The sequence below is a fragment of the Kitasatospora sp. NPDC048239 genome, from assembly GCF_043202015.1.
Lineage (GTDB): Bacteria > Actinomycetota > Actinomycetes > Streptomycetales > Streptomycetaceae > Kitasatospora.
The window spans coordinates 147466-163642 of record NZ_JBICZP010000016.1 but is presented as its reverse complement, the minus strand read 5'-3'; the positions used below and the strand labels follow the sequence as shown (position 1 = coordinate 163642).

Annotated in this window: 14 protein-coding genes; 10 read left to right on the top strand and 4 right to left on the bottom strand. The window is 73.2% G+C overall.

Translation table 11 applies throughout. The annotated features are described in order from the left end of the window. Positions 1 to 10 precede the first annotated feature (10 nt). Positions 11 to 982 (top strand): polysaccharide deacetylase family protein, encoded by a 972-nt coding sequence (locus ACGFZP_RS32635; RefSeq protein WP_392939839.1) that lies wholly within the window; start codon positions 11 to 13, stop codon positions 980 to 982. Positions 983 to 1007: 25 nt separating this feature from the next. Here ACGFZP_RS32635 and ACGFZP_RS32630 read toward each other — a convergent pair whose 3' ends face one another. Then, a complete protein-coding gene (locus tag ACGFZP_RS32630; protein WP_392939837.1) occupies positions 1008 to 2183 on the bottom strand; it encodes a methyltransferase domain-containing protein in 1176 nt (391 codons plus the stop codon). A gap of 298 nt (positions 2184 to 2481) precedes the next feature. On the opposite strand from ACGFZP_RS32630, the gene groES reads away from it, so the two are divergent. The 3 genes from groES to ACGFZP_RS32615 all read left to right on the top strand — a co-directional run bounded on the left by groES (position 2482) and on the right by ACGFZP_RS32615 (position 5720). Further along, positions 2482 to 2787: a co-chaperone GroES gene (groES, locus tag ACGFZP_RS32625; protein WP_014136232.1), complete on the top strand. Its 306-nt coding sequence runs from the start codon at positions 2482 to 2484 to the stop codon at positions 2785 to 2787. A gap of 134 nt (positions 2788 to 2921) precedes the next feature. Next, a complete protein-coding gene (gene groL / locus ACGFZP_RS32620; RefSeq protein ID WP_209414095.1) occupies positions 2922 to 4550 on the top strand; it encodes a chaperonin GroEL in 1629 nt (542 codons plus the stop codon). Positions 4551 to 4691: 141 nt separating this feature from the next. Beyond that, positions 4692 to 5720 (top strand): LysR family transcriptional regulator, encoded by a 1029-nt coding sequence (locus tag ACGFZP_RS32615; RefSeq protein ID WP_392939835.1) that lies wholly within the window; start codon positions 4692 to 4694, stop codon positions 5718 to 5720. A gap of 78 nt (positions 5721 to 5798) precedes the next feature. Here the strand turns inward: ACGFZP_RS32615 and ACGFZP_RS32610 are convergent, their stop codons facing one another. Further along, on the bottom strand, positions 5799 to 6125 hold the full coding sequence (locus ACGFZP_RS32610; protein ID WP_387948329.1) for a WhiB family transcriptional regulator: 327 nt from the start codon (positions 6123 to 6125) through the stop codon (positions 5799 to 5801). A gap of 561 nt (positions 6126 to 6686) precedes the next feature. On the opposite strand from ACGFZP_RS32610, the gene ACGFZP_RS32605 reads away from it, so the two are divergent. The 4 genes from ACGFZP_RS32605 to ACGFZP_RS32590 all read left to right on the top strand — a co-directional run bounded on the left by ACGFZP_RS32605 (position 6687) and on the right by ACGFZP_RS32590 (position 11468). Then, complete coding sequence (locus ACGFZP_RS32605; RefSeq protein WP_014136228.1) at positions 6687 to 7298, top strand: response regulator transcription factor; 612 nt, start codon at positions 6687 to 6689, stop codon at positions 7296 to 7298. Between the two features lie 476 nt (positions 7299 to 7774). Continuing rightward, positions 7775 to 8359, top strand: coding sequence for an RNA polymerase sigma factor ShbA (gene shbA / locus ACGFZP_RS32600; RefSeq protein ID WP_387948528.1), 585 nt, complete (start codon positions 7775 to 7777; stop codon positions 8357 to 8359). Positions 8360 to 8655: 296 nt separating this feature from the next. Beyond that, positions 8656 to 10164, top strand: a complete 1509-nt coding sequence (gene guaB / locus ACGFZP_RS32595) for an IMP dehydrogenase (protein ID WP_392939890.1) — start codon at positions 8656 to 8658, stop codon at positions 10162 to 10164. 176 nt (positions 10165 to 10340) lie between these two features. Then, positions 10341 to 11468: a GuaB3 family IMP dehydrogenase-related protein gene (locus ACGFZP_RS32590; RefSeq protein WP_392939833.1), complete on the top strand. Its 1128-nt coding sequence runs from the start codon at positions 10341 to 10343 to the stop codon at positions 11466 to 11468. An 83-nt stretch (positions 11469 to 11551) separates the two neighbouring features. On the opposite strand, the gene ACGFZP_RS32585 is transcribed toward ACGFZP_RS32590, so the two are convergent. Further along, positions 11552 to 12136 carry a hypothetical protein gene (locus ACGFZP_RS32585; protein WP_392939832.1) on the bottom strand — a complete coding sequence of 195 codons (585 nt, stop codon included), beginning with the start codon at positions 12134 to 12136 and terminating at the stop codon, positions 11552 to 11554. A gap of 253 nt (positions 12137 to 12389) precedes the next feature. Here ACGFZP_RS32585 and ACGFZP_RS32580 point away from each other — a divergent pair, with 253 nt between their 5' ends. Continuing rightward, positions 12390 to 14384: a serine/threonine-protein kinase gene (locus ACGFZP_RS32580; protein ID WP_392939830.1), complete on the top strand. Its 1995-nt coding sequence runs from the start codon at positions 12390 to 12392 to the stop codon at positions 14382 to 14384. A gap of 45 nt (positions 14385 to 14429) precedes the next feature. On the opposite strand, the gene ACGFZP_RS32575 is transcribed toward ACGFZP_RS32580, so the two are convergent. Then, positions 14430 to 14972, bottom strand: coding sequence for an SHOCT domain-containing protein (locus ACGFZP_RS32575; RefSeq protein WP_392939828.1), 543 nt, complete (start codon positions 14970 to 14972; stop codon positions 14430 to 14432). 69 nt (positions 14973 to 15041) lie between these two features. On the opposite strand from ACGFZP_RS32575, the gene ACGFZP_RS32570 reads away from it, so the two are divergent. After that, positions 15042 to 16136: a hypothetical protein gene (locus ACGFZP_RS32570; protein WP_392939826.1), complete on the top strand. Its 1095-nt coding sequence runs from the start codon at positions 15042 to 15044 to the stop codon at positions 16134 to 16136. The last annotated feature ends 41 nt before the right edge of the window (positions 16137 to 16177 follow it).

Genomic DNA, 16177 nt, shown 5'->3' with positions numbered 1-16177 from the left:
GACCGTTACCGTGCAAGCTGATAAGAAGCTGAACGGGACCGGGGAGCGCAGCGCGGTGAAGAAGTACGGGCGGGGCAGGACGAGGACGTACGCGGTGGGGGCGCTGGTCCTGCTGGCGGCCGCCACGGGGTGCGGCGGCGGCGACACCGGCAGTGCGGCGGCCGCCCTCGGCGGCTCCCAGGGCGCCGCGAAGCCGTCGACCGGCGGCGCGGTCCAGACCCCGGCGGCCGCCTCGCCGCCGGCCGCCTCGTCCCCGGCCGCGCCGCTCGCCGCCGGGGACGCGGCCGCCTGGGCCAAGTGGGGCCTCAAGCCGCTGCCGACCGCCCCCGCGGCCCCCGCCGACAAGCCGGTCAAGCTCCAGCGGACCGGCCCGGTGCCGGTGTTCAGCGAGGTGAGGACGAACGACAAGGTCGTCTTCATCACCATCGACGACGGCGCCGAGAAGGACCCGAAGTTCGTCGAGATGCTGACCGACCTCAAGGTGCCGGTCTCGATGTTCCTGACCCGGGACATCGTCAAGGACGACTACGGCTACTTCAAGCCGCTCCAGGCGCTCGGCAACCACATCCACAACCACACCGTGGACCACGCGCAGATGAGCAAGGTGGCGCCGGAGAAGCAGAAGTCCGAGATCTGCGACGCCCAGTCCGCGCTCACCCAGCAGTACGGCACCGCGCCGCTGCTGTTCCGCCCGCCGTACGGGGACGGCGCCAACACCCCGGCGCTCAACACCTCGGTGCAGCAGTGCGGGCCGCGGGCGATCGTGCTGTGGCGCGAGTCGATGCAGATCCACGACATGCAGTACCAGGCGGCGGACAAGAAGCTGAAGCCCGGCGACATCGTCCTCGCGCACTTCCGCGGCCCGAAGGACCTCAAGGGCGAGAGCATGACGCAGATGTTCGGGGAGATGCTGGCCCGGATCCAGGAGCAGGGCTTCGCGGTGGCGCGGCTGGAGGACTACATCCAGCCACCCGCGCCCTGAGCCGGCCCCGCCGCCCGGACCGGCCCTACGGCTTCGTGACGGGCTGACCGAGCATCATCAGCGGCCCGTGGTCGGTGCGGCTGAGGATCACCGTGACGGAGTTCGGGCCGCTCGGCTTCAGCTGGCGGCGCAGCTCCTCCGGGGTGATCGCCATCCCGCGCTTCTTGATCACCACCGTGCCGACGGCACGCTCGCGCAGCAGCGCCTTCAGCTTCTTGATGTGGAACGGCAGCACGTCGGTCAGCTCGTACGCATGCGCGTACGGGGTGGCGACCAGCCGGTCCGAGGTGACGTAGGCGATCTTCGGGTCGATCAGCCGGCCGCCCACCTGCGCGGCCACCTCGGCGACCAGGTGGGCCCGGATCACCGCGCCGTCCGGCTCGTACAGGTAGCGCCCGACCGGTCCGGCGGGCGGATCGGGCAGGTCGCCGCCGACCAGCGAGTCGCCGTGCGGCAGCAGGGTGGCCCGGTGCGGGCGCGCGGCCCCGGTGCCGAACCAGAGCACCGCCTCCTTGACGTCGCCGTGGTCGGAGACCCACTCCGCCTCGGCGTCCGCCGGGACGGCCTCGTGCGGGATGCCCGGGGCGACCTTCAGCGCGCCGATCGGGGTGCGCCGGCCGGCCTCGACCGCCCAGGAGAGCGGCGGGGTGTACGCCTCAGGGTCGAACACCCGGCCGCGCGCCGTCCGGCGGGCCGGGTCGGTGAAGACGGCGTCGAAGCCGGTGACGTCGACGTCGGCGACGTCCGCGCAGCGCACCTCGACCAGGTCGGCCAGGCCCAGCGCCGCCGCGTTGGCCGCGGTGGCGGCGCAGGCGGCCGGATCCCGGTCGACGGCGAGCACCTCGATCCCGGCCCGGGCCAGCGCCAGCACGTCCCCGCCGATCCCGCAGCAGAGGTCGGCCAGCCGCCGGACACCGAGCTCGGCGAACCGCCGCGCCCGCCACTCGGCGACGCTGCGCCGGGTGGACTGCTCGACCCCGTTGGGCGTGAAGTACATCAGGTCGGCGTCCGCGCCGAACTTCGCCCGCGCCCGCTGCCGCAGCCGGGCCTGCCCGAACGCGGCGGACACCAGCTCCGCCGGGTGCTCCCGCCGCAGCCGGGTGGCCAGCGCCAGCTCCTCCTCGGGCGCGAACTCGCGCAGCTCGGCGAGCAGGGCTCGGCCCTCGGGCGTCAGCAGGGGCTGCAGGTTCTCGGTCTCCACCCGGCCATTCTCGCCGGTCACCCGCCGGGCGGGCCCGCGGGCGGGTGTCCGCCGGGGGCGCCGGGACCGAACGCACGTACGGCCGATCGCCCCGCAGGTGCCCCGTGATCCGAATCCGGAGGGCGCGCCGTTGGCACTCTGGTTGACTGAGTGCTAACACCGGCCTATGGTCGTCCTTGGCACTCCCCCCATGGGGAGTGCTAACGCGACAACGTGTGTCTGACCCCCGCGACGGCAGACTCGCAGGTTCGCCCCTACCCGTTAGAAAACCCCGTAATCTCCGAAGGGGAGCTCGGACGTGACCACCAGCAGCAAGGTTGCCATCAAGCCGCTCGAGGACCGCATTGTGGTCCAGCCGCTCGACGCCGAGACCACCACGGCCTCCGGCCTGGTTATCCCGGACACCGCCAAGGAGAAGCCCCAGGAGGGCGTCGTCCTGGCCGTCGGCCCGGGCCGCTTCGAGGACGGCCAGCGTCTGCCGCTCGACGTCGCCGTGGGCGACATCGTCCTGTACTCGAAGTACGGCGGCACCGAGGTGAAGTACCAGGGCGAGGAGTACCTCGTCCTCTCGGCGCGTGACGTTCTCGCCATCATCGAGAAGTAAACGCAGCATCGAGAAGTAAGACGTTCCAGCCCGCCCCGGATCCGTGTCCCTAGTGACAGGGGCCCGGGGCGTGGTTGTTGGCTCACGTAGTTCGCGGCCGCCGCGATGGCCGCACCCCCGAGGGAATAGGGAACATGGCGAAGATCCTGCAGTTCGACGAGGACGCCCGCCGCTCGCTGGAGCGCGGCGTGAACAAGCTGGCCGACACCGTCAAGGTGACGATCGGTCCCAAGGGCCGCAACGTCGTCATCGACAAGAAGTTCGGCGCCCCGACCATCACCAACGACGGTGTCACCATCGCGCGTGAGGTCGAGCTCGACGACCCGTACGAGAACCTTGGCGCGCAGCTCGTCAAGGAGGTCGCCACCAAGACCAACGACGTCGCGGGCGACGGCACCACCACCGCCACCGTGCTGGCCCAGGCCCTGGTCAACGAGGGTCTGCGCAACGTCGCCGCCGGTGCCGGCCCGGCCGCCCTGAAGAAGGGCATCGACAAGGCCGTCGCCGCCGTCTCCGAGCACCTGCTGTCCATCGCCCGCGAGATCGAGGGCAAGGACGACGTCGCCGCCGTCGCGTCCCTCTCCGCCCAGGACACCCAGGTCGGCGAGCTCATCGCCGAGGCGATCGACAAGGTCGGCAAGGACGGTGTCATCACCGTCGAGGAGTCCAACACCTTCGGCGTGGAGCTGGACTTCACCGAGGGCATGCAGTTCGACAAGGGCTACCTCTCGCCGTACTTCGTCACCGACGCGGAGCGTCAGGAGGCGGTCCTCGAGGACCCGTACATCCTGATCAACCAGGGCAAGATCTCCTCCATCCAGGAGCTCCTGCCGCTGCTGGAGAAGATCCTCCAGGGCGGTGCCTCCAAGCCGCTGCTGATCATCGCCGAGGACGTCGACGGCGAGGCGCTGTCCACCCTCGTGGTGAACAAGATCCGCGGCACCTTCAACGCGGTCGCCGTCAAGGCCCCGGGCTTCGGTGACCGCCGCAAGGCGATCCTGGGCGACCTGGCCACCCTGACCGGTGCCACCGTCATCTCCGAGGAGGTCGGCCTCAAGCTCGACCAGGCCGGTCTGGACGTGCTGGGCACCGCCCGCCGCGTGACCATCACCAAGGACGAGACCACGGTCGTCGACGGTGCCGGTGACGCCGAGGCCGTTGCCGGTCGCGTCGCCCAGATCAAGGGCGAGATCGCCAACACGGACTCCGACTGGGACCGCGAGAAGCTGCAGGAGCGCCTGGCCAAGCTGGCCGGCGGCGTCTGCGTCATCAAGGTCGGCGCCGCCACCGAGGTGGAGCTGAAGGAGCGCAAGCACCGCCTGGAGGACGCCATCTCGGCGACCCGTGCCGCGGTCGAGGAGGGCATCGTCGCCGGCGGTGGCGCCTCCCTCGTCCACGCCGCGAAGGTGCTGGAGGGCGGCCTGGGCCTGTCGGGCGACGAGGCGACCGGTGTCGCGGTCGTCCGCAAGGCGCTCGCCGAGCCGCTGCGCTGGATCGCCCAGAACGCGGGCCTCGAGGGCTACGTCATCACCCACAAGGTCGCCGAGCTGGAGGCCGGTCACGGCTTCAACGCGGCCACCGGTGAGTACGGCGACCTGCTGAAGGCCGGCGTCATCGACCCGGTCAAGGTCACCCGCTCCGCGCTGGAGAACGCCGCGTCGATCGCCTCCCTGCTGCTCACCACCGAGACCCTCGTGGTGGAGAAGAAGGAAGAGGAGGCCGACAACGGCCACTCGCACGGCGGCCACGGCCACTCCCACTGACGTCTGATCAGTGACCGGCGGCCCGGCCGCTCCCCTCGGGGTGCGGCCGGGCCGCCGGCGTTTTGCCGCGCGGGCGTGTTGTCCCGCATTCAACCATCAGCATAATTTTGCTTATGGCAAAGATTGCCTTATAACTGAGGCATGATCGAGGCCCGCCATCTGCGCGTCCTGCGTGCTGTCGCCCGCACCGGCTCCTTCTCCGCCGCCGCGCGTGAGCTGGGCTGCACCCAGCCTGCCATCAGCCAGCAGATGAAGGCCCTGGAGAAGTCCGTGGACACCCCGCTGGTGGTCCGCTCCGGCCGCGGCATGCAGCTGAGCGAGGCCGGGCGGGTGCTGCTCAAGCATGCCACCGGGATCCTGGCCGGGCTCTCCGCGGCCGAGGAGGAGGTGGCGGCGATCGCCGGCCTGCGGGCCGGACGGGTGCGGCTGGTCTCCTTCCCGACCGCGAGTTCCACCCTGGTGCCGCCCGCCGTCGCCCGGCTGCGGGACAGCCATCCGGGGGTGCGCGTGTCGCTGGTCGAGGCGGAGCCGCCGGAGTCCCTGGCGATGCTGCGCGGCGGCGAGTGCGAGGTGGCGCTGGCGTTCCGCTACCCGCACACCCCCGGCGGCGCCCCGGCGCCGGCGCCCGCCCACGGCACCCCGCGCGAGGCGAGGGCCGAGGCGAACCTGGAGGCGCAGCAGCTCAGTGCCGTCACCGACTGGTCGGACCTGGTGGTCACCCCGCTGCTGGACGACCCGCTGATCGGGCTGCTGCCGGCCGCGCACCCGCTGGCGGGGCGCGGCGCGGCGGGCGGCGGGCCGGCCGCCGCGGCGGAGCCGGTGGAGCTGGCCGAGCTGGCGGGGGAGCAGTGGATCGCCGGCTGCCCGCAGTGCCGGGGCCACCTGGTGGAGCTGTGCGCGGGAGCGGGCTTCGAGCCGCGGATCGACTTCGCGACGGACGACTACCCGGCGGTGGTCGGCCTGGTGGCGGCCGGGCTCGGGGTGGCGGTGCTGCCGGGGCTGGCGCTGGAGTCGGTACGCCCTGACGGCGTGTCGGCGGTGCCGGTGCGGACCGCCACGGGGGCGCCCGCGGTGCGGCAGGTGGTCGCCCTGACCCTGCCGGACCTCGCGGAGGTGCCGGCCGTGGCCCTGATGCTGGAGCGGCTGGCGGGGGCGGCCGCCGGGCGCTGAGCCGCGGTCACACCGGCCCGGAGGTGCCCTGGGGCGCGGCGAAGAAACGTTTCTTCACGACGCGGGACGGGTCCGTGTTCAGCGCGGGATGCCGGACGGCATGGCCAGTGGCACCTCGACCAGGCGGTTGCGCGAGCGTCCCATCATCTCCTCGCGCTCGTCCTCGGTGAGCCCTCCCCAGACGCCGTACGGCTCCCGGACCGCCAGCGCGTGCGCGGCGCACTCGGTGCGGACCGGGCAGCGCATGCAGACCTCCTTGGCGCTCGCCTCGCGCGAACTGCGCGCGGCCCCGCGCTCGCCCTCGGGGTGGAAGAAGAGCGAGCTGTCCACGCCGCGGCAGGCTGCGGACAGCTGCCAGTCCCAGAGATCAGCGTTGGGCCCGGGGAGGCGGGAGAAATCTGCCATGGCTCATTCCCTTCAGAGGCTCGTCGGCCGGCACCGGCCGCAGCGGCGGGCTGGACTGTGCGGCACGGCGAGGCTTCGATGCGCTGGTGTGGACACCTGGAAATATGACTTAAGGCAACTCCATGGACAAGTCACCCACAGAGTGGCACAACAGTCAATGACCATACAAAAGCTATAAAAACGGGCAAAGTGGGCATGGCCTTCGGCAGGCGCAGACGTGGCAATCGGGTGGCCTCCGGGCGTGCGGCGCCCCGTGCCGGTGTGCGGGTCGCGCGCCCACCGCGCGCGAGCTGCACAAAAGTGCGGCGTGTGCCCCGCGATGCGGCTGATCGGTAACGGGTTGGCCACGTACAGTGGTGGAGATGGCCCTGAAAGCCGTAACTCATTCGAGTGACGGTCGTTGGAAGTGCGGAGGCGGTTAGCGGGCGCCGGACGTCGGGAACGATCGCGGGGAAGTACCGGCGATCAGTACGGGGTCTGTCGCCAATCGGCCGTGTCGGAGAGATTCGTACCAGCCAGGAGGCTCAACGTGACGCGGATCAGCTGCGGAGGACGACGGTCATGACTTCCGTTCTCGTTTGCGACGATTCCCCGCTCGCCCGCGAGGCGCTTCGCCGCGCGGTCGCGACCGTACCCGGCGTCGACCGGGTCACCACCGCGACGAACGGGGAGGAGGTCCTCCGCCGCTGGGTGGCCGACCGCTCCGATCTCGTTCTGATGGACGTCCGGATGCCCGGCCTCGGCGGGGTCGAGACGGTCCGGCGGCTGCTGTCCGCCGACCCGGGCGCGCGGATCATCATGCTCACCGTCGCGGAGGACCTCGACGGCGTCGCCCTCGCGGTGGCCGCCGGGGCCCGCGGTTACCTGCACAAGGACGCCTCGCGCGCCGAGCTGCGAGCCACCGTCACCCAGGCGCTGGCCGACCCGACCTGGCGGCTCGCCCCGCGCCGGCTGCGCAGCCCCGACATGGGCGCCGCGCCGACCCTGACGGCGCGTGAGATCCAGGTCCTGGAGGGCATGAGCCACGGCCGGAGCAACGCCGAGATCGGTCGCGAGCTCTTCCTCTCCGAGGACACCGTGAAGACCCACGCCCGGCGGCTGTTCAAGAAGCTCGGCGCCTCGGACCGTGCGCACGCGGTGGCCCTGGGGTTCCGCTGGGGCCTGGTCCGCTGACCCCCGGCGGCCCGGCCGGAATCGGCGGGCCGCTCGCGATTCCCCGTGCCGAGGCGTGTGACGTTACGGTCCCGAGGTTGCACCATGGAGGAGTGGAGCACCTCGGGGACCAGCGGACAGGCACTGCGGCGAACCACACGGCCGCAGCTCACTCGGCGGACGGCGCAACGGACGAGGCCACCGACGGCGGCGGGGCGGGAGGCACGGTGCAGGAGGGGCCGGTGGTGCGCGGTGCCGTGGTGCGCGGCGCCGCACCGCATAACGTTCCGGTGCACAACTCCGGACGCGGTGCCGCGTTTTCCCGTTCGACCAGGCACCATGGACCGATGCGTGACGACGTTGCCGGTGCTACCGGCGAGGCGGACCCGGTGGAGGCCGAGCCCTCCGGCCAGGGCCTCGATCCGTCGTACGCGGATTCCGGCGACGACGGGTCCGTCGAGGGCGTGACCGGGGGGAGCGGGATCGTCCGGCCTCCGGTGCTCGGCGCAGGCAGCTCGCCGCTGGTCGGCGAACTGGTCGCGGCGGCCGTCCGCGGCGAGGGCCCGGCGATCGACGCGCTGCTCGCCTACGTCCACCCGCTGGCGCTGCGCTACTGCCGCGGCCGGCTGGTCCGGCTGCCCGGCGGTGCCCGGCACCACGTGGACGACGTCGCCCAGGAGGTCTGTGTGGCGGTGCTCTGCGCACTGCCCCGCTACCGGGACCAGGGCCGGCCGTTCGAGGCCTTCGTCTACGGCATCGCCGCGCACAAGATCGCCGACCTGCAGCGGGCCGCGATGCGCGGGCCTGGCTCGACGGTGATCGCGCAGGACGACCTGCCGGAGGTGCCGGACGAGGCGCTCGGCCCGGAGGAGCGGGCACTGCTCAGCAGCGACGCGGCCTGGGCCAAGGAGCTGCTCTCCAACCTGCCGGCCCGTCAGCGCGAACTCGTGCTGCTCCGGGTGGCCGCCGGGCTGTCGGCCGAGGAGACCGGGGAGGTGCTCGGGATGTCGCCCGGCGCCGTCCGGGTGGCCCAGCACCGCGCGCTCAGCCGTCTGCGGGCGCTCGCGGAGGAGTCCTCCTAGCCGCGGTCCAGGCGCGGCCCGGGGCCGGTCGTCCCGGCACGCACCGTGGCGGAATGGCCCACGGCCGACTGGTGTTGTCAAGGGCACACGAGCACCCATTCGCGGTGCCAGTACCATGGGGTATCGGCGCCTGGGCGGGTCGCCAAAGTTTCGTGGGTGCGAACGGGGTTCCCCTGGAGGTTCCTCCAATGGCACCGAGCGTTTCGGCGGCCTGAGCGAGTGAGCGATGACAGCGCCCCCACCCTCAGGGCGCGAGCGGAATAGGCCGGCCACGGAAGGTACCCCCCGAAATGCCCATGAACAACGGCGTCAACGCCGCAGGCGTACCCGAGAAGTTCGCGATGCTCGGACTCACGTACGACGACGTCCTGCTGCTGCCCGGGGCCTCCGAGGTGCTGCCGAACCAGGTCGACACCTCCTCCCGGGTCTCCCGGAACGTGCGGGTGAACATCCCGCTGCTGTCCGCGGCGATGGACAAGGTCACCGAGGCGCGGATGGCGATCGCGATGGCCCGCCAGGGCGGCGTCGGCGTGCTGCACCGCAACCTCTCCGTCGAGGACCAGGCCAACCAGGTCGACCTGGTCAAGCGCTCCGAGTCCGGCATGGTCACCGACCCGATCACGGTCGGCCCGGAGACCACCCTGGCCGAGGCCGACGCGCTCTGTGCCAAGTTCCGGATCAGTGGTGTGCCGATCGCGGACGAGGCGGGCAAGCTGCTCGGCATCGTCACCAACCGCGACATGGCCTTCGAGTCGGACCGCCGCCGCCAGGTCCGCGAGATCATGACCCCGATGCCGCTGATCACCGGCAAGGTCGGCATCTCCGGCGAGGACGCCATGGCGCTGCTGCGCCGCCACAAGATCGAGAAGCTTCCGCTGGTCGACGACGAGGGCCGGATCAAGGGCCTGATCACCGTCAAGGACTTCGTCAAGGCCGAGAAGTACCCGAACGCCGCCAAGGACGCCGAGGGCCGGCTGCTGGTCGGTGCCGCCGTGGGCGCCAGCGCCGAGGCGTTCGACCGGGCCCAGGCCCTGGTCGAGGCGGGCGTCGACTTCCTGGTCGTGGACACCTCGCACGGGCACAGCCACAACGCGCTGGCCTGGATCGCCAAGATCAAGGCGGCCGTCGGCGTCGACGTGGTCGGCGGCAACGTCGCCACCCGGGACGGCGCCCAGGCGCTGATCGACGCCGGCGTGGACGGCGTCAAGGTCGGCGTCGGCCCCGGCTCCATCTGCACCACCCGCGTGGTCGCCGGCATCGGCGTCCCGCAGGTCACCGCGATCTACGAGGCCGCCCTCGCCTGCCAGGCGGCCGGCGTGCCGGTGATCGGCGACGGCGGCCTGCAGTACTCCGGCGACATCGGCAAGGCGCTCGCCGCCGGTGCCGACACCGTGATGCTGGGCTCGCTGCTGGCCGGCTGCGAGGAGTCCCCGGGCGAGCTGCTGTTCATCAACGGCAAGCAGTTCAAGTCCTACCGCGGGATGGGCTCGCTGGGCGCGATGCAGACGCGCGGCCAGGCGAAGTCCTTCTCCAAGGACCGGTACTTCCAGGGCGAGGTCACCTCGGACGAGAAGCTGATCGCCGAGGGCATCGAGGGCCAGGTCCCCTACCGCGGCCCGCTCTCCGCGGTGCTGTACCAGCTGGTCGGCGGCCTGCGGCAGACCATGGGCTACGTCGGCGCGGCCACCGTGGCCGAGATGGAGAGCAAGGGCCGTTTCGTCCGGATCACCTCTGCGGGCCTCAAGGAGAGCCACCCGCACGACATCCAGATGACCGTCGAGGCGCCGAACTACACCACCCGCTGACCCAGCGCGTACCGAGGGGCCCGCAGCCGCGGGCCCCTCGGGCGTGTCCGGGACCGGGCCGTCGCGGCGCGTCCCGCCCCGGAGGCGAGCGCGCGAGTCACAGCGGGTGCGGGATACTGGGGGCGGCCGGGGTGACCCGGCGGGCATGAGCAACAAACCAGAAGGGCTCGAACGAAGTGACTGAGATCGAGATCGGGCGAGGCAAGCGCGGCCGCCGGGCATACGCATTCGACGACATCGCCGTCGTCCCCAGCCGGCGTACGCGTGACCCGAAGGAGGTCTCGATCGCCTGGCAGATCGACGCCTACCGCTTCGAGCTGCCGTTCCTGGCCGCCCCGATGGACAGCGTGGTCTCCCCGCAGCAGGCCATCGCCATCGGCCGCCTCGGCGGGCTGGGCGTGCTCAACCTCGAAGGCCTCTGGACCCGCTACGAGGACCCGCAGCCGCTGTTCGACGAGATCGCCACGATCAGTGACCAGGCCGCCGCCACCCGCCGCCTCCAGGAGATCTACGCCGAGCCGATCAAGGCCGAGCTGATCAAGCAGCGGATCCAGGAGGTCCGCGACTCCGGCGTGGTCACCGCCGCCGCGCTCTCCCCGCAGCGCACCGCCGAGTTCTCCAAGGCCGTCGTGGACGCCGGCGTCGACGTCTTCGTCATCCGCGGCACCACCGTCTCCGCCGAGCACGTCTCCGGCGCGGCCGAGCCGCTCAACCTCAAGCAGTTCATCTACGAGCTGGACGTCCCGGTGATCGTCGGCGGCTGCGCCACCTACACCGCCGCGCTGCACCTGATGCGTACCGGTGCGGCCGGCGTCCTGGTCGGCTTCGGCGGCGGCGCCGCCCACACCACCCGCGGCGTGCTCGGCATCCAGGTGCCGATGGCCACCGCCGTCGCCGACGTGGCCGCGGCCCGCCGCGACTACATGGACGAGTCCGGCGGCCGCTACGTGCACGTGATCGCGGACGGCGGGGTCGGCTACAGCGGCGACATCCCCAAGGCCGTCGCCTGCGGCGCCGACGCGGTGATGATCGGTGCCGCCCTGGCCCGTGCCACCGACGCGCCCGGCAAGGGCTTCCACTGGGGCATGGAGGCCGTCCACGAGGAGCTGCCGCGCGGCAAGCGGGTGGACCTCGGCACCGTCGGCAGCACCGAGGAGATCCTCACCGGTCCCTCGCACACCCCCGACGGCACCATGAACCTGTTCGGCGCGCTGCGCCGGGCGATGGCCACCACCGGCTACACGGAGCTCAAGGAGTTCCAGCGCGTCGAGGTGACGGTCAACCCGGGCCTCAGCCACCGCTGAGCCGGCCGATAGCGACCAGGGCCCCCGCCGGACGTGTTCCGGCGGGGCCCCGGCGTTTCCGGGCCTAGGGCTTGAGACAAGCCCTAGTCCGTGGCGGCCGTGCGGCGGGTGAGCAGGAAGCCGCCGATCAGGGCGATGCCGTAGAAGGCGAGGTCCACCGGGTGCCGGTCCGCGCGCCAGATCCGCAGGGCGTCGCCGAGCAGGTCCCCGTACGGGGTGCCGGCCAGCCGGTGCAGACGCAGCGTCTGGCCGAGCAGCTGGCCGAGCAGCAGCCCGCCGACCGAGAGCAGGGCGCCCAGCGGCGGCAGGGCCCGGTTCGGGCCGCCGATCCGGCCGAGCGGCCAGGCGACGGCGGCGGCCAGGGCGATCGCCAGCCAGCCGATGCTGCTCGCCGCCCGGGACAGGGCGGCGCCGTACGCCAGGGCGCCGATCAGCATCGCGGTGAGGGAGAGCGCCACGGCCAGGCCGGTCCGACGGCGGGGGCGGCGCCGACGCCCGGCCGGCGGTTCGGCGGGGTCGGGCACGGGGTCGTAACCGGCCACCGGTGCGCCCGGCATGCCGGGGGCGACATAGCCCTCAGGGGCGTCCGGTTCGGGTGCCACCGAGTAGTGCTGGGCCATGCGCGGCCGGACCGACTGGCCGTCAGTGCCCGGTTCGGGTGCGGTCATGGGTGTCGAATCCCCCCGGAAAGACTGTGAGCGGCCGAACGTTAGCAGCGCGCGGGGTGGGGCGGACAGAGTTTTCGATCACAGATCGGGCACGGAGCGCCGAGCCGGGCCGGGTTCCCGTGCAGGGTGGCCGGGGGGCGGGTGGCCGCGGGCCCTCGGGACAGGGGATGATGGAGGCTTGGCATTCCGGTCCGGCGTCGGGCCGATACGCCGTCACGTCGACCGGCCGGCAGCACATGGGGGAGCGTTCCGAATGAGCCAGGCGCAGGGTTCCACCGGCCGCCTCCTGGCCGGACGCTACCGGCTGGACGCGGTGCTCGGCCGCGGCGGCATGGGTACCGTCTGGCGGGCCGAGGACGAGATGCTCGGCCGGATCGTCGCGGTCAAGGAACTGCGGATGCACGGCAGCGTGGACGAGGACGAGAAGCACCGGCTGATCGTCCGTACGCTGCGCGAGGCCAAGGCGACGGCGCGGATCAGGCACGGCTCGGCGGTCACCGTCTTCGACGTGGTCGAGGAGGACGACCGGCCGTGGATCGTGATGGAGCTGGTCGAGTCCCGCTCGCTGGCGGACGTGATCAAGGAGGACGGGCCGCTGGCGCCCGCCCGGGCCGCCGAGATCGCGCTCGACGTGCTGGGCGTGCTGGGAGCCGCCCATGCGCTCGGCATCCTGCACCGTGACGTGAAGCCGTCCAACGTGCTGATCGGCGAGGACGGCCGGGTGGTGCTCACCGACTTCGGCATCGCCAGCGTGGAGGGCGACGCCTCGGTGACCTCCACCGGGATGCTGGTCGGCGCGCCCTCGTACATATCCCCGGAGCGGGCCCGGGGGCAGAAGCCCGGCCCGCCGGCCGACCTGTGGTCGCTGGGCGGCACGCTGTACGCGATGGTGGAGGGCCGTCCGCCGTACGACCGGGGGTCGGCGCTGGCCACCCTGACCGCGGTGATGACCGAGGACCTCGGCACGCCGTACAACGCCGGGTCGTTGCGGCCGGTGATCGAGGGACTGCTGGAGAAGGATCCGGCCAAGCGGCTGGACGCCTCGCAGACCCGTTCGATGCTCAGGCGGGTGGCCGCCGAGGCGACCGCGCGGGCCGAGTCGACCACCGAGCACGCGGTGCCGGTGGCGCCGGCGGAGCCGGACACCGGCGACGCCGAGGGCGCCAAGGGCGACAAGGACTTCAAGGACTCGAAGGACTCGAAGGGCCTCACGGACGGTCAGGGCGTCGGCGGTGACGCGCCGGCCGGGAGGCGGACCATCGGCGGGCTGCTCGGTACCGTCCGGGTGGGGAGCCGGGCGCGGGACGAGGAGAAGGCCGCTCCGGCCGCCTCGACCGCCTCGGGCACGTCGGCAGCCTCGGACGTCTCGGTCCCGGAGAAGGGGGAGGCCGCCGCGCCCGGGCCCGATCCGGTCCGGACGGTGAGCGGCGAGTGGACCCGTGGTGCGACCCAGGCAGCCGGGGCCGACCCGCGCAAGGGCCGGCGGCGGCTGGCCGTGGTCGCGGTGGTGCTGGTCCTGCTGCTGATCGCCGGGGTGGTGGCGGTGGTCCAGGCGCTGGGCGGCTCCGAGGACGGCTCGGCGACCGGCGCCGGTTCGACCTCCCCGGTGGCGAGCGGCGGGGCCGCGCCCGCGTCCGCGGCGGTGACGGCCACCGGGGGCGGCGGCACGGCGGCGCCTTCGCCGACCGAGGCGGCGCCGCCGGCGCCGGCCACGGTCGCGCCGGTGTCCACGACGCCGGTCGCGCCCCCCGTGACGACCCCGGTCGCCCCGGTTCCGGCCGCTCCGGTGCCGACCGGTGCGACGGTTCCGGCCGGGTACCACGAGTACAAGGACCCGTCCGGCTTCTCGATCGTGCTGCCGGACTGGCTGCAGCCGGCCGGTTCGGAGTCGATCCGCCGCACCTTCAAGGGCAACGGCAGCACCCTGAAGATCGAGTGGACCACCTCGCCCGGCCCGAGCGCCGTCGCGGACTGGCAGGAGTCCGAGCCCGGGCTGCGCGGACAGCTGACCAACTACCAGCGGGTGGCGCTGCAGGCCCTCACCTACCGCGAGTGGAGCAACGCCGCCGACTGGGAGTGGACCTTCGGCAGCCCGCGGATGCACTCGCTCAACCGGGGCTTCGTCACCGGCACCCCGGCCAAGTACGGCTACGCGATCTACTGGACCACCCCGGACGCGGAGTGGGGCTCGCCCGCGAACGTCCAGGCCCGGCAGACCGCGTTCGACACCTTCCATCCGGCGCCGTAACCCGGGCCGTCACCGGCGCCGCGGCGCTCGGCGGCCGGCGGCGGCTCAGCCGATCAGGCGCTGCTTGGCGCGGGCGAACTCCTCGTCGGTGAGCGCCCCGGAGTGGTGCAGGGAGGCCAACCGCTCCAGCTGGTCCAGCAGTTCCGCTCCGGAGGAGGCCGCCACCGGCGCGGCGGCCGGGGCCGCGACGGCCTGGTGCGCCGCGTCGCGGGCCAGTTGGGCGGCCGCGCGGACCTGCTCGGCGAACACCTCGGCCTTCACCACGTCCTCGAACCGGTGCGAGCCGGTCAGTGCCACCACCAGCAGCACCTCGCCGTTGATCCTGGTCCTGCTGACGGTCGCGTCGGTCACCGCGGAGAGCGGAACCGGGACCGGCGGCTTGCCGTCCTTCAGGAAGAGCAGCCGCCGGGTGGTGAGAACCAGGACGCCCCGGCGGAAGTGGTCGGGGTGCCGTCCGGCGGTCGAGGCGACCGGCCTCTCGTCGGGGACGACGTTCGCCTCCACGGTGCGCAGAGCCTCGGCCCGGGTGTCACTGTTGCTGTTGCCGGCCACATCGAAGGCCGCGTCGATCAGATCGGTCCAGTCCATGGATCGAGGGTAACGATCGGGGTGTCCACCGGGGCCAACTAGGCTGGGCGGCGAGCGAGAGGAACACGCATGCGAGCGGGCCCGGGACAGGTTCTGGCAGGGCGATACCGGCTGACGGACCACCCGGAGGCGGTGCGCGCGCTCGCGGTGGACGAGCGGACCGGCGCCGCCGTGCTGCTGCGCGGCCTGGAGCTGTCGGCCCTGCTGACGAGCGGTCACGACCCGGACGACCCGGTGCCCGAGCAGGGCGAGCGGCTGGTCCGCCGGGTGGCGGCGGTCGGCTCCGCCGCGCCGACGCACCCTCGGCTGCTCCAGGGGGCCGGGGCCTTCGTCGAGGGCGGCCTGCTGTGGACGGTCGAGGAGCACCCGGCCGGGGCGTCGCTGGCCGCGCTGGCGGCGGCCGGCCCGGTGCCGCCGTACCGGGCGGCCGAGTTGGCGGCGGACCTCGCGGGCGCGCTGCGGGCGCTGCACGAGGCCGGGATCGTGCACGGGAACGTCACCACCGATGCGGTGCTGGTCTGCGAGGACGGCGCGGCCCTGCTCGGCGGACTGCTCCCCGGGGTGGCCGAGGAGGCGCTCGCCGAGGAGCTCGGCGGACCGGGCGGCCGGCGCCGCTACGACGTCCGGGCCACCCTGGTCGGCCCGGTGGCGGAGCGCTGGCCGCTGGACGGCGGCCCGGCCGGGGACTGCTGGGCGCTGGGCGTGCTGCTGCAGCGGCTGGTCACCGGCCGCTCGCCGTTCCCGGACGGCGGGGTGCCGGAGCTGGTGACGGCGGTCCGGGACGGGCGGCGGGAGCCGGCCGTGGTGTGCGGGCCGCTGGCGCCGCTGGTGGAGCGGCTGCTCCAGCCCGACCCGGGGATCCGGCCCACGGCGGAGCAGGTCCAGCGGGAGCTGGCGGCGCTGCTGGCCGGCGCGCCGGAGCCGGTCGACGGGGAGCGGGCCGGGCGGGTGCTCGCGCTGCGCCCGGACGGGCCGCTGGTGCCGCTGGTACCGCGTCAGCGATGGCGGGGCGGACGGTCGGCGGAGCCGGCCGAGGGCGTGGGCGAGGCCGGTCCGGCCCGGCCGCCGCGGATACCTCCGGCGATGCTGGGCCCGCTGCTGGTCGGTGGGATCCTGGTGCTGCTGGTGCTCGGGGTGGCGGCCGTGGTGCTGTTCGCAGGCTGACGGTGCCCGCCGCGCCCCCGCCGCCTCCACTGTGGCCGGGG

Bases quoted from the DNA above. Each gene is read 5' to 3' on its own strand.
- ACGFZP_RS32610 (WP_387948329.1), bottom strand. From the start codon at position 6,125: ATGGCAGATTTCTCCCGCCTCCCCGGGCCCAACGCTGATCTCTGGGAC.
- ACGFZP_RS32575 (WP_392939828.1), bottom strand. From the start codon at position 14,972: ATGGACTGGACCGATCTGATCGACGCGGCCTTCGATGTGGCCGGCAAC.
- ACGFZP_RS32615 (WP_392939835.1), top strand. From the start codon at position 4,692: ATGATCGAGGCCCGCCATCTGCGCGTCCTGCGTGCTGTCGCCCGCACC.
- ACGFZP_RS32605 (WP_014136228.1), top strand. From the start codon at position 6,687: ATGACTTCCGTTCTCGTTTGCGACGATTCCCCGCTCGCCCGCGAGGCG.
- ACGFZP_RS32585 (WP_392939832.1), bottom strand. From the start codon at position 12,136: ATGACCGCACCCGAACCGGGCACTGACGGCCAGTCGGTCCGGCCGCGC.
- ACGFZP_RS32580 (WP_392939830.1), top strand. From the start codon at position 12,390: ATGAGCCAGGCGCAGGGTTCCACCGGCCGCCTCCTGGCCGGACGCTAC.
- guaB (WP_392939890.1), top strand. From the start codon at position 8,656: ATGAACAACGGCGTCAACGCCGCAGGCGTACCCGAGAAGTTCGCGATG.
- groL (WP_209414095.1), top strand. From the start codon at position 2,922: ATGGCGAAGATCCTGCAGTTCGACGAGGACGCCCGCCGCTCGCTGGAG.
- ACGFZP_RS32570 (WP_392939826.1), top strand. From the start codon at position 15,042: ATGCGAGCGGGCCCGGGACAGGTTCTGGCAGGGCGATACCGGCTGACG.